At 70.5% G+C, this 18,675-nt stretch carries 17 protein-coding genes and 1 pseudogene; 11 read left to right on the top strand and 7 right to left on the bottom strand.

The window, feature by feature from the left end; all coding sequences use genetic code 11:
* Positions 1-45 precede the first annotated feature (45 nt).
* Positions 46-1,032: a hypothetical protein gene (locus GEV07_07790; protein MQA02612.1), complete on the bottom strand. Its 987-nt coding sequence runs from the start codon at positions 1,030-1,032 to the stop codon at positions 46-48.
* 105 nt (positions 1,033-1,137) lie between these two features.
* On the opposite strand from GEV07_07790, the gene GEV07_07795 reads away from it, so the two are divergent.
* Positions 1,138-1,698, top strand: coding sequence for an NUDIX domain-containing protein (locus GEV07_07795; protein MQA02613.1), 561 nt, complete (start codon positions 1,138-1,140; stop codon positions 1,696-1,698).
* Between the two features lie 22 nt (positions 1,699-1,720).
* Positions 1,721-2,776, top strand: coding sequence for an LLM class F420-dependent oxidoreductase (locus GEV07_07800; GenBank protein MQA02614.1), 1,056 nt, complete (start codon positions 1,721-1,723; stop codon positions 2,774-2,776).
* On the opposite strand, the gene GEV07_07805 is transcribed toward GEV07_07800, so the two are convergent.
* The 4 genes from GEV07_07805 to GEV07_07820 form a co-directional block, all read right to left on the bottom strand.
* Entirely contained in the window at positions 2,729-4,066 is a 1,338-nt protein-coding gene (locus GEV07_07805) for an MFS transporter (GenBank protein MQA02615.1), read from the bottom strand. The genes GEV07_07800 and GEV07_07805 overlap by 48 nt on opposite strands.
* A 26-nt stretch (positions 4,067-4,092) precedes the next feature.
* Entirely contained in the window at positions 4,093-4,833 is a 741-nt protein-coding gene (locus GEV07_07810; protein ID MQA02616.1) for an SDR family oxidoreductase, read from the bottom strand.
* A gap of 118 nt (positions 4,834-4,951) precedes the next feature.
* Positions 4,952-6,142 (bottom strand): cytochrome P450, encoded by a 1,191-nt coding sequence (locus GEV07_07815; GenBank protein ID MQA02617.1) that lies wholly within the window; start codon positions 6,140-6,142, stop codon positions 4,952-4,954.
* A 47-nt stretch (positions 6,143-6,189) separates the two neighbouring features.
* Positions 6,190-7,002, bottom strand: coding sequence for an alpha/beta fold hydrolase (locus GEV07_07820; protein ID MQA02618.1), 813 nt, complete (start codon positions 7,000-7,002; stop codon positions 6,190-6,192).
* 74 nt (positions 7,003-7,076) lie between these two features.
* Between GEV07_07820 and GEV07_07825 the strand changes: the two genes are divergently transcribed.
* The 5 genes from GEV07_07825 to GEV07_07845 all read left to right on the top strand — a co-directional run bounded on the left by GEV07_07825 (position 7,077) and on the right by GEV07_07845 (position 12,657).
* On the top strand, positions 7,077-7,877 hold the full coding sequence (locus GEV07_07825; GenBank protein ID MQA02619.1) for a helix-turn-helix domain-containing protein: 801 nt from the start codon (positions 7,077-7,079) through the stop codon (positions 7,875-7,877).
* Between the two features lie 74 nt (positions 7,878-7,951).
* Positions 7,952-8,401 (top strand): 2Fe-2S iron-sulfur cluster binding domain-containing protein, encoded by a 450-nt coding sequence (locus GEV07_07830; protein ID MQA02620.1) that lies wholly within the window; start codon positions 7,952-7,954, stop codon positions 8,399-8,401.
* Positions 8,394-10,799, top strand: coding sequence for a molybdopterin-dependent oxidoreductase (locus GEV07_07835; protein ID MQA02621.1), 2,406 nt, complete (start codon positions 8,394-8,396; stop codon positions 10,797-10,799). The genes GEV07_07830 and GEV07_07835 overlap by 8 nt, the downstream gene beginning before the upstream one ends.
* Entirely contained in the window at positions 10,325-11,785 is a 1,461-nt protein-coding gene (locus GEV07_07840; protein MQA02622.1) for an amidohydrolase family protein, read from the top strand. The genes GEV07_07835 and GEV07_07840 overlap by 475 nt, the downstream gene beginning before the upstream one ends.
* Positions 11,782-12,657, top strand: coding sequence for a xanthine dehydrogenase family protein subunit M (locus GEV07_07845; GenBank protein ID MQA02623.1), 876 nt, complete (start codon positions 11,782-11,784; stop codon positions 12,655-12,657). Before GEV07_07840 ends, GEV07_07845 begins: the two co-directional genes overlap by 4 nt.
* On the opposite strand, the gene GEV07_07850 is transcribed toward GEV07_07845, so the two are convergent.
* A complete protein-coding gene (locus GEV07_07850; GenBank protein MQA02624.1) occupies positions 12,654-13,961 on the bottom strand; it encodes a PQQ-binding-like beta-propeller repeat protein in 1,308 nt (435 codons plus the stop codon). The genes GEV07_07845 and GEV07_07850 overlap by 4 nt on opposite strands.
* A 63-nt stretch (positions 13,962-14,024) precedes the next feature.
* Between GEV07_07850 and GEV07_07855 the strand changes: the two genes are divergently transcribed.
* The 3 genes and pseudogenes from GEV07_07855 to GEV07_07865 all read left to right on the top strand — a co-directional run bounded on the left by GEV07_07855 (position 14,025) and on the right by GEV07_07865 (position 16,761).
* Positions 14,025-15,134, top strand: a complete 1,110-nt coding sequence (locus GEV07_07855; protein ID MQA02625.1) for an FAD-dependent oxidoreductase — start codon at positions 14,025-14,027, stop codon at positions 15,132-15,134.
* Positions 15,135-15,191: 57 nt separating this feature from the next.
* Positions 15,192-16,402 (top strand): annotated as a pseudogene (locus tag GEV07_07860) (low temperature requirement protein A).
* A 167-nt stretch (positions 16,403-16,569) separates the two neighbouring features.
* Positions 16,570-16,761, top strand: coding sequence for a hypothetical protein (locus GEV07_07865; GenBank protein ID MQA02626.1), 192 nt, complete (start codon positions 16,570-16,572; stop codon positions 16,759-16,761).
* On the opposite strand, the gene GEV07_07870 is transcribed toward GEV07_07865, so the two are convergent.
* Positions 16,762-17,745: a sensor histidine kinase gene (locus GEV07_07870; protein ID MQA02627.1), complete on the bottom strand. Its 984-nt coding sequence runs from the start codon at positions 17,743-17,745 to the stop codon at positions 16,762-16,764.
* Positions 17,746-18,197: 452 nt separating this feature from the next.
* On the opposite strand from GEV07_07870, the gene GEV07_07875 reads away from it, so the two are divergent.
* Positions 18,198-18,464, top strand: a complete 267-nt coding sequence (locus GEV07_07875; protein ID MQA02628.1) for a hypothetical protein — start codon at positions 18,198-18,200, stop codon at positions 18,462-18,464.
* The last annotated feature ends 211 nt before the right edge of the window (positions 18,465-18,675 follow it).

Consider the following 18,675-nt stretch of genomic DNA (forward strand, 5'->3'; position numbering starts at 1 on the left):
CGGCGACCGCCAACCTGGCGGCATGGTCACTGCCAGCCCTCTGCATCAGTCGCCGGAGATCGGCCAACCGTAGCTACGCAGGGCGCCGAGCACCTCGGCGCGCTTCGGCCGCAACGGCACCCAGATCAGCCGTCGGCCCTGATGGTTGCGCAACCGTACCCATCGCTTGCCGACCTCGCCGGCCGCGATGGACGACCGATCCACCGCGTTGGCCGACAGCGACCCGTACTTCACCGACACCAGTTCGCTGTCGACGGCGACGGTGGCTGTGGACAACCGGACCAGCAGGAACCCGGACCCGACAAGTGCAGCCACCGGCACCAGCACGGCGGCGGCGATGAGCGTCCCGCTGAGCCACCCCGGCCATCCCCAGTACTGCTTGCCGACGACACTGACGGGGACGAGGCCGAACATGAGCGCGAAGACCGGCACCGCAAGGGCCTTGAGCGCACCGTTGGAGGGAACCGACCGAGTACGGCCACCGCGCAACGCGATCTCGCAGCCCGGCTGCGACTGTGCGGACGCGGCGGCGGGAGCCGACGGCTGGATGACCCCGTTGCTGGCACGTGGCTGCCATGGCCAGCCATGCGCGATCGCCGCGCGGCCCGCCGCTTCGACGTCGAACCGGCCGAGCGCGATGGAGCCGTTGTCCCCCGCCGGCCCCACGACGTGCAGGTGCGGCTCGCCGTTCAGATCGCGCACCTCGAGCAGGTCACCGTCGACGCGGCGGATCTCGTAGGCGTCACCGCGCGGAACCACGACCGACGTGATCCGGTCGGCACCCACCTCTAGCCTGCTCGGCAGGTCGTCCGCGTGCCGCTTTGCGCGCTTGCGCAGCAACGGCACCTGCACCACCGTGGCGATCACCAAGATGACCCCGACCCACCACTTGATGACGAACCCGAGCAGTACGTCCAGTGCCAGGAACCCGCACACCACCAGGACCAACCTGGTACGCGACATCAAAACCGGCTTGGCCTGGAGCACGGTCACATCACCCGGGTGGCCTTCCGTGTCGTCCGGCGAACTCATCGCCCTGGGCCTCCTATCTTCGATGTCCGCGCTGCGACCGCCGCGAGGTTCATTCTGGTTCCTGGTGTGCGGTGGCCGGCACCGACCACCAGTTAGCCTGGCGGCATGGTCACTGCCACCAGTCCGCTCGCCGATACGCTCGCCGACTACCGGCCGCACGGCGACACCGAACTCGCGGACGTCGCGCGGCTGCGCGAGCTCGTCCGGTCCACCGCAGACCCGTGGGACACCACCACACCGTTGCACGTCACCGCGTCCGCGCTGATCGTGCACCCGCCGACGCGGCGGGTGCTGCTGCGCTGGCACGAACGGCAGCAGGCCTGGCTGCAGGTCGGCGGGCACGGTGACCCGGGCGAGACCGACCCGCTCGAGATCGCGCTCAGGGAGGGCCATGAGGAGGCCGGGCTGACCGACCTCGTCCCGTGGCCGCAGCCACAGGTGCTGCACATCACCGTCGTCCCCGTCGTGGCGAGGGGCGACGAGCCCGCGCACGAGCACGCGGACGTGCGCTACGTGTTCGCCACCGACCGGCCCGACGACGTACGCCCGGAGAAGCCGAACGCGCCGCTGCGCTGGCTGAGCCTGCCCGACGCGCGCGCGGCGACCACGGAGCCCAACGTGCAGGAGTCGCTCACCCGGCTCGACACCCTGCTCGCCGACCGGTAGGCCCGCCGATACGCTCACAGGCATGCGGCTGGCATTGAACCTCGGGTACTGGGGCGCGGAGAACGACTCGGCGGACGGCCTACGGCTGGTGACGGAGGCGGAGCGGCTCGGCTTCGCGTGCGCCTGGGCGGCCGAGGCGTACGGCTCGGACGCCGTGTCGGTGCTGTCGTGGCTGGCCGCGCAGACCCAGCGGATCGAGCTCGGCGCGGCCGTGCTGCAGATCCCCGCGCGGTCGCCGGCGATGACCGCGATGACCGCGGCGTCGCTGGATGCGTTGTCCGGCGGCCGGTTCAGGCTCGGGCTCGGGGTCTCCGGGCCACAGGTCTCCGAGGGGTGGCACGGCGTACGCTTCGCCGACCCGCTCGGCCGCACCCGCGAGTACGTGGACATCGTCCAGCTGGCGCTGGAGCGCAAGCACCGGGTGAAGTACGACGGCACGCACTTCCAGCTGCCGCTGCCGGACGGGCCCGGCAAGGCGCTGCGGATGATCGTGCACCCGGTGCGCGAGAGCATCCCCGTCTACCTGGCCGCGCTGGGTCCGAAGAACCTGGAGCTGACCGGTGAGATCGCGGACGGCTGGCTCGGCATGTTCGTCGCGGCCAGGCAGCTGGGCGAGACGCTTTCGACCATCGAGAGCGGCCGCACGAAGGCCGGCAAGTCGCTGGCCGGCTTCGACGTCCAGGCCAGCGTGCCGATCGCCGTCGGCGACGACCCGGCCGCGTGCGCCGACTTCGTACGTCCACACACGGCGCTTTACGTGGGCGGCATGGGCAGCAGGAAGCAGAACTTCTACCGCCAGGCCGCGGAGCGGCTCGGCTACGAGGACGCGGCCGCCGAGGTGCAGGAGCGCTTCCTCGGCCGCGACTACGAAGGCGCCGGCGCTGCTCTGCCGTTCGAGCTGCTGGACGAGACGGCGCTGCTCGGCGACGAGGCCAGGATCGCCGACCGGATGCAGGCGTACGCAGCAGCCGGCGTGACCACCCTGTCGCTCGGCACGACGGGCGCCACCGTGGACGAGCGACTGGCGAGCCTACGCACTGCTGCGGCCGCGCTGGACCGCGCCGGCGTCGGCGACTGACGTCCCCGACGCACCGAGCGGCCGCACGCGGCTGAACATCAGCCCGCCGACGAGGCTGACGGCCGCAAGCGCGACCATGTAGCCGGTCACGCCGAGCGAGGTGCCGGTGGCCTGGTAGACCGCGACGGCGAGGAACGGCGCGGGAGCACCGCCGAGGAGCGTCGCCAGCTGGTACCCGAGCGACGAGCCGCTGAACCGTACGTGCGCGGGGAACAGCTCGCTGATCATCGCGGCGCACGGCCCGTACGTCGACGCGAGGCCGAAGCACACCAGCACCCCGCCCACGACGAACAGCCCGACGACACCGGTGTTCAGCAGCGGGAAGAGCACCGCCGCCGACAGCAGCAGCCACACCGAACCGGCGAGGAACACCCGCCGCGCACCGATCCGGTCGCAGAGGTGGCCGGCAACAGGCAGCCCGACGATGAACACCGCGGTGCCGACGAGCACGCACAGCAACGCGGTCGACTGGCCGACCTTCAGCACGGTCGTCAGGTACGACAGGGCGTACACCGTGAACACGTAGGTGATCATGATGGACGCGATCGGCAGCGCACCTGCGACCAGGATCCGGCCCGGGTACTGCCTGAGCGCGTCGAGCAGCGGCCGCTTGCTGTGCGCGCCCTTGCGCTCCACCTCGACGAACTCCGGGCTCTCCGTGACGCGCAACCGCACCACGAGCCCGACGACGACCAGCACGATGCTCGCGAGGAACGGGATCCGCCACGCCCACGCGGCGAACGTGGCCGCGGACGCGAACGACGCGGCGAGGAACGCCAGGTTCGACAGCAGCAAACCAGCGGGCACACCGGTCTGCGGGAAGATCCCGAACAGCCCGCGTCGTCCGGCGGGCGCGTGCTCGACCGACATCAACACGGCGCCGCTCCACTCGCCGCCGACGCCGAAGCCCTGCAGCAGCCGCAGAGTGGTCAGCGCGATCGGCGCCCAGACACCGATCTGCTCGTACGTGGGGAGCAGGCCGATCGCCGTCGTGGTCAACCCGACCAGGAGCAGCGAGATGACGAGCATGCTCTTTCGCCCGACCCGATCGCCGAAGTGCCCCATAACGAGGCCACCGAGCGGCCGCGCGAGGAACCCCGCCGCGAACACGCCGAACGACGCGAGCGCGCCGGCGACCGGCGAGAACGAGGGGAAGAACTGCGGGCCGAAGACGAGCGCGGCGGCAGCACCGTAGAGGAAGAAGTCGTAGTACTCGATCGTCGTGCCGGCGAGGCTCGCGGCGGCGGCCCGCCGTGCGGGTCTCGTCGCGGTGGTGACCTGTTGGCTCATCGTTGGTGTCCCCCGGTACCCGGCTGTCAGTGGAGTACGGATCCGCCGTCGACGACGAACGTCTGCCCGGTGAGGAACGCGGCGTCCGGGCCGGCAAGGAACGTCACCAGGCCGGCGATGTCGTCCGGTGTCTGGTCGCGGCCGAGCAACCGGGTCTGCACCGCGGAGTGCCGCAGGCCGCCGAGCAGCTCCTCGTTGTCCTTCACCGCGTCGCTGAGCGTGAACCCGGGCGCGACCGCGTTGACCCTGATGTCGCGGTCGGCCAGCTCGCGGGCGAGCACCTTGGTCATCGCGAGCACCGCGCCCTTGCTGCTGACGTAGTGCATGAACATCGGCAGCCCCTTGAGCGCCGCCGCGGACGCGATGTTGACGATCCGGCCGCCGGCCGGCATCGCGGCGAGCACGGCCTTGCAGCAGTTGAAGACGCCCGTCACGTTGACGTCGAGCACCTGCCGCCAGTCGTCCGGTTCGAGCTCGGTGAAGTGCTGCGGCACCAGCGAGCTGAAGATGCCCGCGTTGTTGACGAGCACGTCCACCCGGCCGAACTCCTTCGCCACCGCGCACATCAGGGCGTCGATGGACGCCGGGTCGGTCACGTCGACGTAGCCGCACACGGTGCCGTCGTCGCAGGGGACCAACCCGTCGCACCGCTCGAGGTCCGCGGCGACGACCGTCGCGCCGTGCGCGACGAGCCGCCGGCCGATTGTCTGGCCGATACCCGCGGCCCCGCCGGTGACGACGGCGACCGTGGCACCCAGCGAGCTCATGGTGCCTCCGCGACCGCTTCGCACGCTCGCCTACGGCACGTCTCGCGCGGGCCCACCAGCGTGCCAAGGTAGTAGGCGCGAGCCGTACCTCCAGCGAGCTCCTCAGCTCCTTCGCTGATCATCGGACGGTGACCTGCAGCTGGGCGAGGCCGCGGAGCGTGTTGCTGTGCCCCCAGGTCGGCTCGCCTGCGAGCTCGATCCGCTCGACCCTGCGGGCCAGCTCGGTGAGCAGCACCTCGCCCTCCAGCCGGGCGATCAGCTGGCCGACGCAGGAGTGGATGCCGTGCCCGAAGCCGAGATGCCCGACCGGCCGGCGGGTGATGTCGAACCGGTCCGGGTCAGGCAGCTGCCGCGGGTCCTGGTTCGCCGACCCGGGCATTACCAGCACCTTCTCCTCCGGCCCTAGCCGCACGTCGGCGAGCTGCGTCTGCCTGGTGGTGGTGCGGAAGAACTGCTGGAACGGCGCCTCGTACCGCAGCAGCTCCTCGAACGCGTGGCCGGCCCGGCTCACGTCCGCACGTAGCAGCTGCCACTGCTCCGGGTAGCAGGCGAAGCAGTAGAGCGCGCTGGCGAGCGCGTGGATCGTGGTGTCCACGCCCGCGGACAGGAACGACCGCACGACGAGCGCACCCTCCGCCTCGGTCAGCTCACCGGCGTCGACGGCGCCGTAGACCTGCGCGCCGAGCCCACCGGGACGCAGCGCGGACCGCTGGCACTGCGCGTTGATCCACTCGACGGTCGCCTCCGCGTCGGCCATCACCTCGCGGTAGATGTCGTTCTGCGGCCCCATCCCGTCGAAGACCATCCGGCCGTACGCGACCAGCGGCTCGCGGTCCTCCGCCACCAGCCCGACGGCGTCGGGGAAGACACGCAGCGGGAACGGCCGGGCGAAGTCGCGCACGGCGTCGAAGGTACCGAGCGCGATGACCTGCTCGATCAGCTCGACGGCCTTGCTCTCGAACAGCTCACGCAGCTTCCTGATGTTCTTCGCCGTGAGCACCCGCATCAGCGCACGCCGCACCCTGGTGTGGTCGGGCGGGTCGTTCTCCAGCAGGATGCTCGGCTTGCGCCAGTGCTGCTCGACGTGCAGGTTGCTCAACCCGACGCCACCGCCTGAGCAGTACGTCTCCGGGTCGGCGAGCACGCTGCGCACCTCCGCGTACCGCGCACACGCCCACACGCCGTACCGCTCGAGCCGGACGACAGGACCGGCCTCGCGCAGCTGGTCGTAGTAGCGGTAGCGGTCGGCGAAGAACTCGGGCGCGAACGGATCGAGCTCGCTGACCGGGTACTCGGCGAGCGTTGGCATCGGGCACTCCCTTCGACCACCGCGTCGAAGCGCGCTCCCCCGAGCGGCTATGGCGTTGCTACGAGGTGTTCCTGCACGGCGTCCAGGAACGCTTTCGGGTTCTCCAGGTTGGCGAGGTGCCCGGCGTCCGGGATCTCCTGCAGCACCGCGGCAGGGATGCCCTCGACGAGCTGCTCGGACAGCCCCCTCGGGGTCTTCGCGTCGCGGTCGCCCCACAGCACGAGCGTCGGCACCCGCACCGCACCGAGCTGGTCGCCCAGGCGTACGCCGAAGCAGGCACGGACGGCGGCGAGGTACGGCAGCACGGACATCCGCGCCAGCGCGCTCCGTACCAGCTCCGCCCCCTCGGCCAGCGGCTCGGTGAACGTCTCCGCGACGTAGGTGTCGGCCCAGCCGGGCATGCCCAACTGCTGTACCTGCGCCGTCATGGCGTCGATCTTCGCGCTCGCCACCTCGGGCGGCAGCTCGGCGAACGTGTCGGCGAGGACCAGCGACCGGGCGCGCTGCGGGTGTGCCACGGCGAACGCGAGCGCCTGCACGCCACCCATGGACAGGCCGACGAGGGCCGCGTCCGCCAGCTCCAGGTGGTCGAGCAGCCGCCCCAGGTCGGCGGTCCAGTCCGCCAGGGTCACCGAACCGGTCCACCCCGACTCACCGTGGCCGCGGCTGTCCACCGTCACAACCCGGTGGCTCTCGGTCAGGCCGGCGAGCTGCGGTGACCACAACCGTTGGTCGGTGCCGAGGCTGTGCAGCAGCACGACCGCGTCGGCGTCGCGCGACCCCAGGTCGCGGTACGCGAGGCTGGGCAGTCCGCCCTTGCCTTCGGGGACCCAGTCGGGTAGGTCGGGGCTTGGCTCCATGCCGGAACGATAATTGGACCACTGTTCCAGATCAACCCTTGACTAACCACATGTAGGGCACATAGAAGAGCTGTATGGAACAGCGACCCAAACCGGCCGACGGTAGCGCCCAGCTCGACCGTGCTCTCGACATCCTCGAGCTGCTCGCCCGGTCAGGGCGGCCCGTCGGGCTGACCGAGATCGCCTCCGCGGTCGGTGGCCCGAAAGCAACCATCCACCGGTTGCTCGCCACGCTCCAAGGGCGTGGCTACGTCGCGCAGGACTCCCGTAGCTCGCTGTACTCAGCGGGCGTGCGCTGTTTCGAGCTCGGCAGCCTGTGGGCACAGAACCTCGACCTGCGTGCCATGGCCGCCCCGATGCTCGCGCAGCTGAACGAGGAGACCGGCGAGACCGTACACCTGGCCATCTACGACCACGGCGACGTCGTCTACGTGGACAAGCTGGAGAGCCGGCACCCGGTGGTGGCCACGTCCCACCTCGGCCGCCGGTGCCCGGCCAGCTGCGTGGCGACCGGCCGCGTGCTGCTGGCGTTCCAGCCGACGGCGGAGATCCAGGCCGTGCTCGACAAGCCGGTGCCGTCGTACACCGAGCGCACGGTGACCGACCCGGCGGAGCTCGCGGCACTGCTCGCGGACGTGCGCGCCGACGGCTACGGCACCAACCACGAGAGCTACCGGCCGGGCGTCGGCGGGGTGGCCGCGCCGATCAGGGACCACACCGGCGCGGTGATCGCGTCCGTCGGCATCTGCCTGCCAGAGCAGCGGTTCGGCCAGGACCGGTTCGACGACCTGCGCGACCGCACCGTGCAAGCGGCGACCGACATCTCCGCCGCGCTCGGCGACTCGCTGGGGGTGCTCACCCGGCCGCAGAGCTGACCACCGCCGTACGGGGGGGGCAACGCCGTCGCAGCAGGGAGAGCACACACGTGGGTAGTACGCATCGGTTACGGCTGGTCGTGAACGGCGAGGAGTGGTCGGGCGAGGCGCCGGGGCGTACCAGCCTCGCCGATCTGCTCCGCGAGCAGGTCGGGCTCACCGGCACCCACCTCGGTTGTGAGCACGGCGTCTGCGGCGCGTGCACCGTACTGCTCGACGGCACGCCGGTGCGGTCCTGCCTGCTGCTCGCGGCCCAGGCCGACGGCCACGAGGTCACCACCGTCGAGGGCATCTCGCCACCCGGCGGCCCGCTCAGCGCCGTGCAGCAGGCGTTCTGCGACAGCCACGCGCTGCAGTGCGGCTTCTGCACCCCCGGCATGGTGCTCGCAAGCGTTGCCCTGCTGCACGACGTGCCCGACCCGTCCGACGACGACATCGACGAGGCGCTCGGCGGCAACATCTGCCGCTGCACGGGCTACGTGCAGATCCGCGAGGCCGTACGGCAGGCGGCCGCCCATGGGTGAGCAGTCCACGTACCAGTGGATCTCGCGGCCGGCACCGGTGCGCGAGGACGCCAGGTTCGTCACCGGCCGCGGCACGTACGTCGCGGACATCACGCCGCCAGGCACCGTGCACGTCGGCCTGGTCACCAGCCCGCACCCGCACGCAAGGATCGTCGGCATCGACACGTCGGCCGCGCTCGCGCTCGACGGCGTGCTCGCCGTGGTCACCGGCGCGGAGCTGGCGAAGGAGACCGAGCCGCTGCGGCAGTACCTCGACCTGCCGGACGTGCACTGGCGCCCGCTCGCCGCCGACGTCACCAGGTACGCCGGTGAGTGGGTGGTAGCCGTCGTCGCCACCTCGCGGGCGCTGGCCGAGGACGCCGCCGAGCTGGTGAACGTCGACTACGACCCGCTCCCCCTCGTGCTCGACCCGGAGGCCGCGCTGCAACCCGACTCCCCGAGCGTGCACACCGGGCACGGCACGAACGTGCTCGCCCACCGCGAGTTCTCGTGGGGCGACGTCGACGGCAACCTGGCCAGGTCCGCAGGCACCACGAAGGTACGCGCCCGCTGGCACCGCAACTCCACGGTGCCGATCGAGACGTTCGGCGTGGTGGCGAACTGGGACGAGCACCGGCAGCTACTGGACATCTGGGCGTCGATCCAGATGCCGCAGTTCCCCGACCAGGTCGCCGGCGCGCTCGGGTTGCCTGGCAACCAGGTGCGCGTGCACTTCGACGTCGACATCGGCGGCAGCTACGGCGTGAAGCGCGGCATCAAGCACGGCGTGCTCACCGGCTACCTCGCGCGCCGGCTGCACCGCCCGGTGAAGCTGATCGAGGACCGTGCGGAGAACATGCACGGCGGCGACTTCCACGGCCCGGACCGCATCTTCGACGTCGAGCTGTCGTACACCGCCGACGGCACGTTCACGCACATCCGTATCGACGTGATCGACGACGAGGGCGCGTATCCCGGCCGGTCGCCGCTGCAGCTGGCGAAGCCGATCGGCGCGATCGTCGGCCCGTACCGCATCCCGAGCGCCGTCTACCACGCCACGGCGGTCACCACGAACAAGACCGGGCAGGTAGCCGTACGCGGCTTCGGGCAGGCGCCGACGAACTACGCGATCGAGTCGGCCGTGGACGCCGTCGCCCGCGAGCTCGGCATCGACAGGATCGAGCTGCGTAGGCGCAACTTCATCCAGCCGGACGAGTTCCCTTACCGCATCCCGAGCGGCACGGAGTACGACTCGGGTGACTACCCGGCAGTGGTGGACAAGGCCGTCCAGCTTGCCGACCTGGCCGCGTTGCAGGCCAGGCGCGACGAGCTGCGCGCCGAAGGCAAGCTCGCCGGCATCGGGGTGGCGACCTGCCTCGAACCCGGCGGTGGCAACGCCATCTTCGAGAACATCATGAACCCGACGAACGACAAGACGACGTTCCCCGAAGCCTGCCGGCTGCGGGTCACCCCCGACGGCGAGGTGGTCGCCGTCGTCGCCATCTCGTCGGCCGGGCAGAGCCACGACACCATGGTGGCGACGCTCGTCGGCGAGGAGCTCGGCCGCGACCCTGCGACGGTCACCGTGCTGCGCGCCGACTCGCTGGCCGGTATGCCGTCGCAGAGCCCGGTGGGCAGCCGGATGACCATCGTGCTCGGCGTGGCGATCAGGCAGGCCGCGGACGAGCTGAAGCAGAAAGCGCTACGCATCGCCGCGCACAACATGGACGTCACCACCGACGAGCTCCGCTACGTCGACGGCGACGTGGTCGTCGCGTCCGACGAGCAGCGCCGGATGTCGTGGGACGACGTGGTCGGTGTGGCGTACCGCAAGCAGCACCTGATGCCACCGGGCGAGCAGCCAGGCCTGGAGGTCGTGCAGGTCGCGCACACCCCGCGGTCCGGCGGGCTCACCGCGGACGACGGCACCGTGCAGCTCTACCCGTGCTACTCCTTCGAGACACACCTGGTGCTCGCAAGCATCGACCCCGACACCGGCGTGGTCGATCTGGACAAGTACTACCTCGCACACGACTGCGGCACGGTCATCAACCCGGAGGTCGTGCGCGGCATGGTCTACGGCGGCACCGCGCACGGCATCGGCGTCGCGCTGTACGAGCAGTTCGCGTACGACCCCACCGGCCAGCCGCTCACCCAGTCGTTCATGGACTACCTGCTGCCGAGCACCCACGAGGTCCCCACCATCGTCGACGTCGAGCACTGCACGCCTTCGCCGTTCACCACGTTCGGGCAGAAGGGGGCCGGCGAAGCCGGGTACATGGGCGCGCCAGCGGCGGTGGCGAGCGCCGTGAACGACGCGCTGGCCGCCGTCGACGTACCACCGCTGACCGAACTGCCGATCAAGCCGAGCGACGTGTGGGCGGCAGTGCACGCCGCACGCGGAAGAGGAGACACGTGACCACGGAGATCGTCGACTGCCACGCTCACCTGGTGCCCGCCGGGTTCGTCGCGGACCTGGCCGCGGGCCGGCAGCGGTTCCCGAACGTCGAGGTGCGGGCGGACGGCGGCAGCCACGTCGTCTCGTTCAACGGTGGGCCACCGACGCGGCCGATCAATGCGGGCCTCACCGACGCGGAGAAGCGCAGCGGCTGGCTCTCCGCGCAGGGCGTCGACCGGCAGGTCGTCGGCGGCTGGCTGGACATCTTCGGGTACCAGCTGCCCGCCGCGGAAGGCGACGAGTGGGCGCACGTGCTCACCACCACCATCGTCGAGCAGGCGGCCACCGACCAGCGGCTGGTGCCGCTCGGCACGGTGCCGCTGCAGGACCCGGAACGCGCCGCCGCCGCACTGCGCGAGTACCGCCGCACCGACCTGCCCGGCATCATGATCGCCACCCGCGCCGGCGACAGCGAGCTGGACGACGACGCGTACACGCCGTTGTGGGAGGCCGCCGACGAGACGGGCGCGGTGATCTTCCTGCACCCGGGCTTCGGCGCGGCGTCGAGCAGGTACGCCGACTTCGGCCTGGCGAACGGGCTCGCGCGGCTGGAAGACACCACGGTCACGCTGGCGCGGTTGCTCTACCGCGGTATCCCCGCGAAGTACCCGGCGATGAAGCTGCTCGTCGCACACGGCGGCGCGGCGCTGCCGTACGTGCTCGGCCGGTTGGTGCAGAACCACCTGCTCGACCCGGACGGCACCGCCGACCCGGTCGAGTCGTTCGCGCACCTGTACTTCGACAGCGTGGTCTTCGACACCGCCGCGCTCGAGTTCCTGGTACGGAAGGTCGGCGCGCAGCGCGTACTGCTGGGGTCCGACTACCCGTTCCCCATCGGCGACCTGACACCGCGGAACGTCGCGGAGAACGCCGAGCTGAAGTCGGACGAGCAGGCACTGGTACTCGGCGGCACCGCGGCCGAGATGTTCCCCGGCGGCACGGCATGAAGCCGGTCGACTTCGTCCTGCACCAGCCGGACACCCTCGCCGAGGCGCTGCAGCTGCTCGCCGAGCACGGCGACGACGGCAAGGTGCTCGCCGGCGGCCAGAGCCTGGTGCCGTTGCTGAACTTCCGGCTCGCCCGGCCGGCCCACGTCGTCGACGTGGGCCGCATCGACGCGTTGCACGAGATGCGGCCCGGCGACGGCGAGGTGACCGTCGGCGCGATGGTGCGGCAGGCCGCCGCCGAGCACTCGCCGGACGTCACGAGCCAGGTGCCGCTGCTCGGCGCCGCGCTGCCGCAGATCGCGCACCCGCCGATCCGGGCGCGCGGCACCGTCGGCGGCAGCCTGGCGCACGCCGACCCGGCCGCCGAACTACCGACCGTCGCGCGGGCACTCGACGCGACGTTCGTCGCCGCGAGCATCCGCGGCCGGCGGACGATACCGGCGGCGGAGTTCTTCCAGACGCACCTGACCACGGCGCTCGCCGCCGACGAGCTGCTGATCCGGGTGGTCTTCCCTACCGCGCCCGACACCGGCGCCGCGTACCACGAGGTCGGCCGCCGCCGCGGCGACTTCGCCCTGGTGGGCGCGGCTGCTTCGCTGACCGTCGAGGACGGCGTCGTCACCGCCGCCAGGTTCGCGCTGAGCGGGGTGGCGGACGTACCGCTGCGCTGTACGGAGGCCGAGGAGCTGGTACGCGGCCGCGCCGTCGAAGAGGCCGCCATGCGCGAGCTGCGCGAGTGGGCGCGCGACACCGTCACGCCGCCGGCCGACCTGCACGCGACGGCCGACTACCGCGCGCACGTCGCGGGCACCCTGCTCGCCCGCGCGACCCGCGCCGCGTTCGGCCAGACGGTGGACCGGGTCGCGGCCTAGCTGTACGCCAGCACCAACGGCTCGTCGCCGGCGCTCTCCGCCCGTACGGCGAGCAGCGTGTCGTCGGCCAGGGTGTAGCCGTAGCCCGCCTTCGGCAACCGGGTGGCCTTGCCGCGCGGCTCGATCTCGTCGCCGGCGTCGACGGCGCCGGTGCGCGCGTCGACATCGACCAGGTACGGCAGGTCGTCCTCGGGGGCGTCCGACACCAGGAACGTCACCAGCCCGCGTTCGCCGGTACTCACCCACGGCATGCCTGCGCCACCGACATCGGCGGCCCAGCTGCGCTTGCCGTCCCTGATCCGGTACGCGGCCACCCTCGTCTGCTTGCCGCCGCGTACCGCACCTACGAGCAGCCCGTCCACGACCCGCGCCTCGACGACCGCGTTGCCGTCGGTGGAGTCGACGTCGGGAACCAGCGAGAGCGTGCCCGCCTGCTGCTTGGCAGCGATGCGCGCCTGCTGCTTGCCGTCCCCGTCGTACGTGAACACGTTGCCCTTGTCGGTCGCCACGACCAGTGGGTCGACGTTGACGATGCGACCACGCTCCGCGCCGAACCTGCGCTGCCAGTTGATCTCGCCGTCGGTCAGGCTGCGCGACTGGACTCCCCCGTCGATGGGGAACCCGTCCGGGTCGTAGCACTGCGTGATGGTGAGCAGTTCGTCGCCGTCGGAGCTGGCGCCGGCCAGGTGACAGCCGGTGGTGCGCGGGCCATGGCGCCACTGGCGCTTGCCGGTGCGCGCGTCGAAGGCCACCAGCTCGAGCGCGTCCGTGGCGACGACCATGCCATCCACCATGGTCACGGCGAACCTCGGCCGCGGGTCGGCAGCCACCTGCTCGGTGATCCGTTTGCGCCACAGCTCCTTGCCGCTGTCGATGTCGATGGCCCGTACCTCGCTGCAGACGAACTTGGGACCGAGGCTCGTGCCGACCATCACGGCGATGACGCCTTCGGCCGGTTCAGGTACCGCCGCGCAGACCTGCTGCCGATCGACCGCAGTGCGCTGCTGCCACTGCTTCTTTCCGGTGTCCAGCCGGTACGCCGCGACGCCGCTGCTGCTCACCCGCACCAGCGAGTCACCGGTGACGTAGGTCCTGTGCGTGTCGCCTTCGTCGCTCGGCGCCGACCAGCCGTACTGCTTCGTCTGCCAACCGGGCAGCAGGAGCGTGGCGAGCAGCACGACGATGATCAGCACCACTGTCACGGTCACGAGCACAGCCACCAGGTTCTGCCTGGACCGTGACTGCTCCGGCTCCGCCTGCTCGCCCTCGGCGGGCTCGGCGGTCTCGTCCTCGGGTGTCGTCACGCCGTCCACTCTCCAGGTTTCGCCCCGGGGACGCGAGCAGCCACGCCTGTTACGCTCGCCGGCATGCGGGTCCTCGTCGTCGGCAGTGGGATCGTGGGCGCGAGCACTGCGTATCACCTCACCTCGGCGGGCGCAGACGTCACCGTCGTCGACGGCGCAGTCACCGGCCAGGCCACCGCCGCCGGTGCGGGCGTCGTCTTCCCGCAGCAGCTCGCGGCACAGCCGCGCGGCTGGGAACAGCTGGTCGCGCCTGCACTCGCGCATTGGCGTACGGTGCTCGACCCGTTCGGCGCGGACGCCGGCATCGCACGCACCGGCATCGTCTACACCGACGACGGCAGCCGGGAGCTGTACGACTACGTGGCCGCCGTGGACGCCCTCGCCGGCCTACCGGAGTACGAGTCGATCACAGCGGCGAAGCTACTCGACCCCGCGGAGCTCGCCGACCTGCTCCCCGTGGTGCGCGAGGGCACCACCGGCTTCCGCTACGAAGGCGCGCGGCGGGTGGACGGCCGGCTGGTGACCGACCGGCTGCTCGACCTGGCCGTCGCCGCGGGTGCACAGCGCAGGCACGGCACCGTGCAGCTCACGGTGGACGGCCCAGGCTCGCCCGCCGCCGCGACGCTGGACGGCGAGCGGTTGTCGGTCGAGAGCGTGGTCGTCGCGGCCGGTGCCTGGTCGACCCGGCTGGTCGAGCCGCTGCGCGTACGGCTACCGGTGCGGCCGGTGCGCGGCCAGATCCTGCACCTCGACCTGCCGCTGGCCGACACCCACGACTGGCCGATCTTCCGCCGCGTGCACAGCCACTACCTGCTCGGGTTCCCCGGCGGGCGCGTGGTCAGCGGTGCATTGCACGAACCCGACGCCGGCTTCGACTACCGCCGCACAGCCGCGGGCGTCGCCCAGCTGCTGGACGACGCGCTCACCGCCGCCCCGGGCCTCGCCGACGGCACGCTCGCCGAGGTACGCGTCGGCTTCCGCCCGGTGAGCACCGACGGCCTGCCCGTCCTCGGCCGGCTCACCGACCACCCGCACGTGGTGGTCGCCACCGGCCTGGGCGCCGACGGCCTCTCGTTCGGCCCCTACGCCGGCTCGGTCGCCGCAGACCTCGCCCTCGCCCGCGATCCCGACCTCGACCTCGCCCCGTACGCCCCGGACCGCCTCGGTTCGTAGCGGATGGTGCCCATGACGACGCCCGTACGGTCGCCTCTCCATCACCGCGTCCGCCGCATGGTTGGCCGCGATCCCGAGGAGTCGCACCGTTCGGCGACCCCGCTCGAGCTGCTGTTCGACCTCACGCTGGTCGTCGCGTTCAGCCAGGCGGGCACCCAGATGCGCACCTGCTGGAGCTCGGCCACTACGCGCCCGCGATCGGTGGCTTCCCGTTCTCGGTGTTCGCCATCTGCTGGGCGTGGATCAACTACTCCTGGCTCGCGTCCGCGTTCGACAACGACGACGTGTTCTTCCGGATCGCGACGATGGTGCAGATGCTTGGCGTGCTCGTCGTCGCGCTCGGGCTGCCTCAGCTCTTCCACTCCGTCGACGAGGGCCACCACATCGACAACAGCGTCGTGGTCGCCGGTTACGTCATCATGCGACTGTCGACGATCGCGCTCTGGCTCCGCACCGCCCGCCACGACATCGAACGGCGCCGACCCGCATTGACGTACGCCACGATCATCGCCGTCGCGCAGATCGGCTGGATGGTCCAGATCTTCGTCGACCCGCCGCTGCGGGTCACCGTCGCGGTGGTCGTCGGGCTCGCGATCGTCGAGCTGCTCGGCCCGGTCGTCGCCGAGCGCATCGACGGCGGCACGCCGTGGCACCCGCATCACATCGCGGAACGCTATGGCCTGCTCGTCATCATCACGATCGGCGAGGTCGTGCTCGGCACCATCCTCGCGATCTCAGCCGTCGTCGAGAAGCAGGGCTGGTCGGTGGAGGCGGTCTTCGTCGCGTTCGGCGGCACCGCGCTCGCGTTCGGTCTCTGGTGGGTTTACTTCATGATGCCGTCGGGCGAAGTGCTCGCGCGCCACCGCGAACGCGGGTTCGTCTGGGGCTACGGGCACCTGCTCATCTTCGGTTCGCTCGCCGCCACCGGCGGCGGGCTGCACGTGGCCGCGAACGTCATCGAAGGCGCCGCCCACATCGGCAGGCCCGCGGCGCTGCTCACCGTCGTCATCCCCGTCGCGATCTTCACCTTCGTCCTGTTCACGCTGTACTCGCTGTTGCTACGTCAGTTCGACCCGTTCCACCTCCTGCTCTTCGTCGGGGCGATGAGCGCGCTCGCTGCATCGGTGATCGCGGTCACGGCCGGCGCCACCATGGGCACCGGCATCCTGATCACCGCGTGCGCACCACTCGCCGTGATCGTCGGCTACGAGACCGTGGGCCACCGCCACCAGGCGGCCGCCCTCGACCGCGCACTGACCCGTACGTAGCAAGGTGCGTTCGCAGCAATGACACCGCCGCTTGGGCCGGCCCACCCGCACCAGATCTTCGGGTCGCGGTCGTCATGCCACGACATCGTTGCTATCGCGGGGTTTCCGCCGCCCGCCGCTGGGTATGCGAGCCAAGAACCGACACGGCTGGCACAAGGAACGATGCGATGAACATCGCAGATCTAGCGACCGAGGGGCGCCTCGCTTCAGTCGACAACCAGCTCGCCCGGCTGGCCACCGACCTGCGCCAACTACGCGGCGAGTACGCCGCCGAACTGGACACCCTCCACAAGATCGATCAGCTACTCGACCAGCGGTTGATACTCAGCAGCCAACCGACCGGCCAGTACTGCGACTAGTCACTCAAGACGCGTCACAGCTTGCGGGATGTCCATGTACAGCTGCAGGACTGTGCCGACCGCATCCGTCTGCAGATGTACCAGGTCGCACAGCTGGTGGATCATCGGCAGACCATGGCCGTGCTCATCGTCCATGCCAGGTGCGTGGCGACCGACCAGAGGATCGTCGATGCGGCCACGGTCGTGGATCTCGCAGACGACGCTGCCGCCCCGGCGCCACATCCGGAGGGTGCCAGGGCCGGGCGCATGGGTGATGGTGTTGACGACGGCCTCATGCACCGCGAGCTCTAGGTCTTCCAGCCGACGTCCGTACAGTCCAAGCTCCCGGCCGTGGTGTTTAGTGAACGTACGGCTCTTTGCCAAGTCATGGCCGTCGAAGATCACGAGTACGGCGGCGTCTCCAGGTGGGTCGGGCAACGGCCCGACGGCTGCGGCGGCCACGCTCGCGGGATCGCCGTAGCTGGTGCTTCTGCTGAGCCTCCCTGCTTCGATGAGCTCCGGGTGGGTGCGGGCCGCGTCGACGATCGTGGCCGGGCTCAGCTTGCTCGTGGCATAGGGACAGACAACGGTCACCCGCCTGTTCGAGAACGCAAGGTTGATGAGCGCCTCGTGCTGAACCGCGGCCCCATACTCGCGGGCCCGTCGACCATCCCAGATCGGCTCACCGATCATCACGACATGACGGTTCACGTGACGGTCGGCGAACGCGCCGAGAACGGCAGGCAAGAGCCGCCCAGGGTTGCCACCCGCCTCTGACATGTCTATCCAGCGCACCCACTGTGCGTCACCACCCAAACTCGCCCGGAGCAAGCTCAGGTTGGTCGATGGGAGCGCGACGAGCACAGGACGACTGGCCTGCACTGCATCCGCGACCAACTGGCCGGTACGTTCGACGAACTCAGCCGAATCGCGATACAACAACGCGGGATGGGCGAAACCGATATCGACGGCCGAGTACGAGTCGTGCCCGCTGTTCATGATCACTGGTCTTTCGACAGCGGTGTCCAGTTCCAGTCGCCTACCATACCGGCTCGCACAACCGATCGCCGTGCTACCGACTCAGCTACTGGCCGGATCGTTGACTGCCGCCTGCATGTCATCGGCGAGCTCTACGTTCCCCAGGAGGCCAGGTGGTCGACCGACGCACCGTGCGACCACGAAGCCGACGACGAGCCCCAGGCCCAGCGCTGCTCCAACGCTTCGCCGATACCGCCTCGGCCGTTGTCCGCGCATCGCCCGCGCTGCTTGTGCCGTACGCCACCGCGCGCCTCGCTTGCGCGCACCTGGACGGACGGTATCGATCTTCGTCTTACCCATTGCAGCCATTCCTTGCCTTCCGGCCTGATCACCTGTCAACTGGCGTCCCTCCCTCCTAACCAGCTCGCCTGTGAATATTCGCCGACCACCCCGCATAGTGCGCGCCCGGCGTTTGTGTCTTGATCGAGGACCACCGCGAGATCGAAGCCATGTTCCGTCGCCTCGAGTCGCGGGAGGGTTCCCCGGAGCACGCGGATGCCGAGCAGGTGCTCAAGCAGCTCGAAGGCGTCCCCGCGCCCACTCGGCCGCATCCATCTGCACCCGACTCACCACCGGCGAACAAGCTCCTCGCTCCGCCTACCGGCCTCGTCGACCGCGTTCGCGACGCACTCACCTACGCGGCTTGTTGTTGCCGGCACTGTTGCGGACAAGTCCGTTCGCGATAGCGGACCTCAGTGAGGTAGACGAGATCGGCGTCGAAGCCTTGGGCCGCAGTTCGGTACGCGCCATCTTTCTCGGGAGGATGTCCCGAGTTCCGTTGAACTTCGGTGGCGGCCCCGAGGTGATCGTTAGGCCACCTGCTCGTGTTCAGCATCGCATGGGGTACTGACAGTCTCGGTGAACTGGGCGTTGAGCGTGTCGCGGAGCTGGCGGAGG

The organism is Streptosporangiales bacterium (assembly GCA_009379825.1).
GTDB lineage: Bacteria > Actinomycetota > Actinomycetes > Streptosporangiales > WHST01 > WHST01.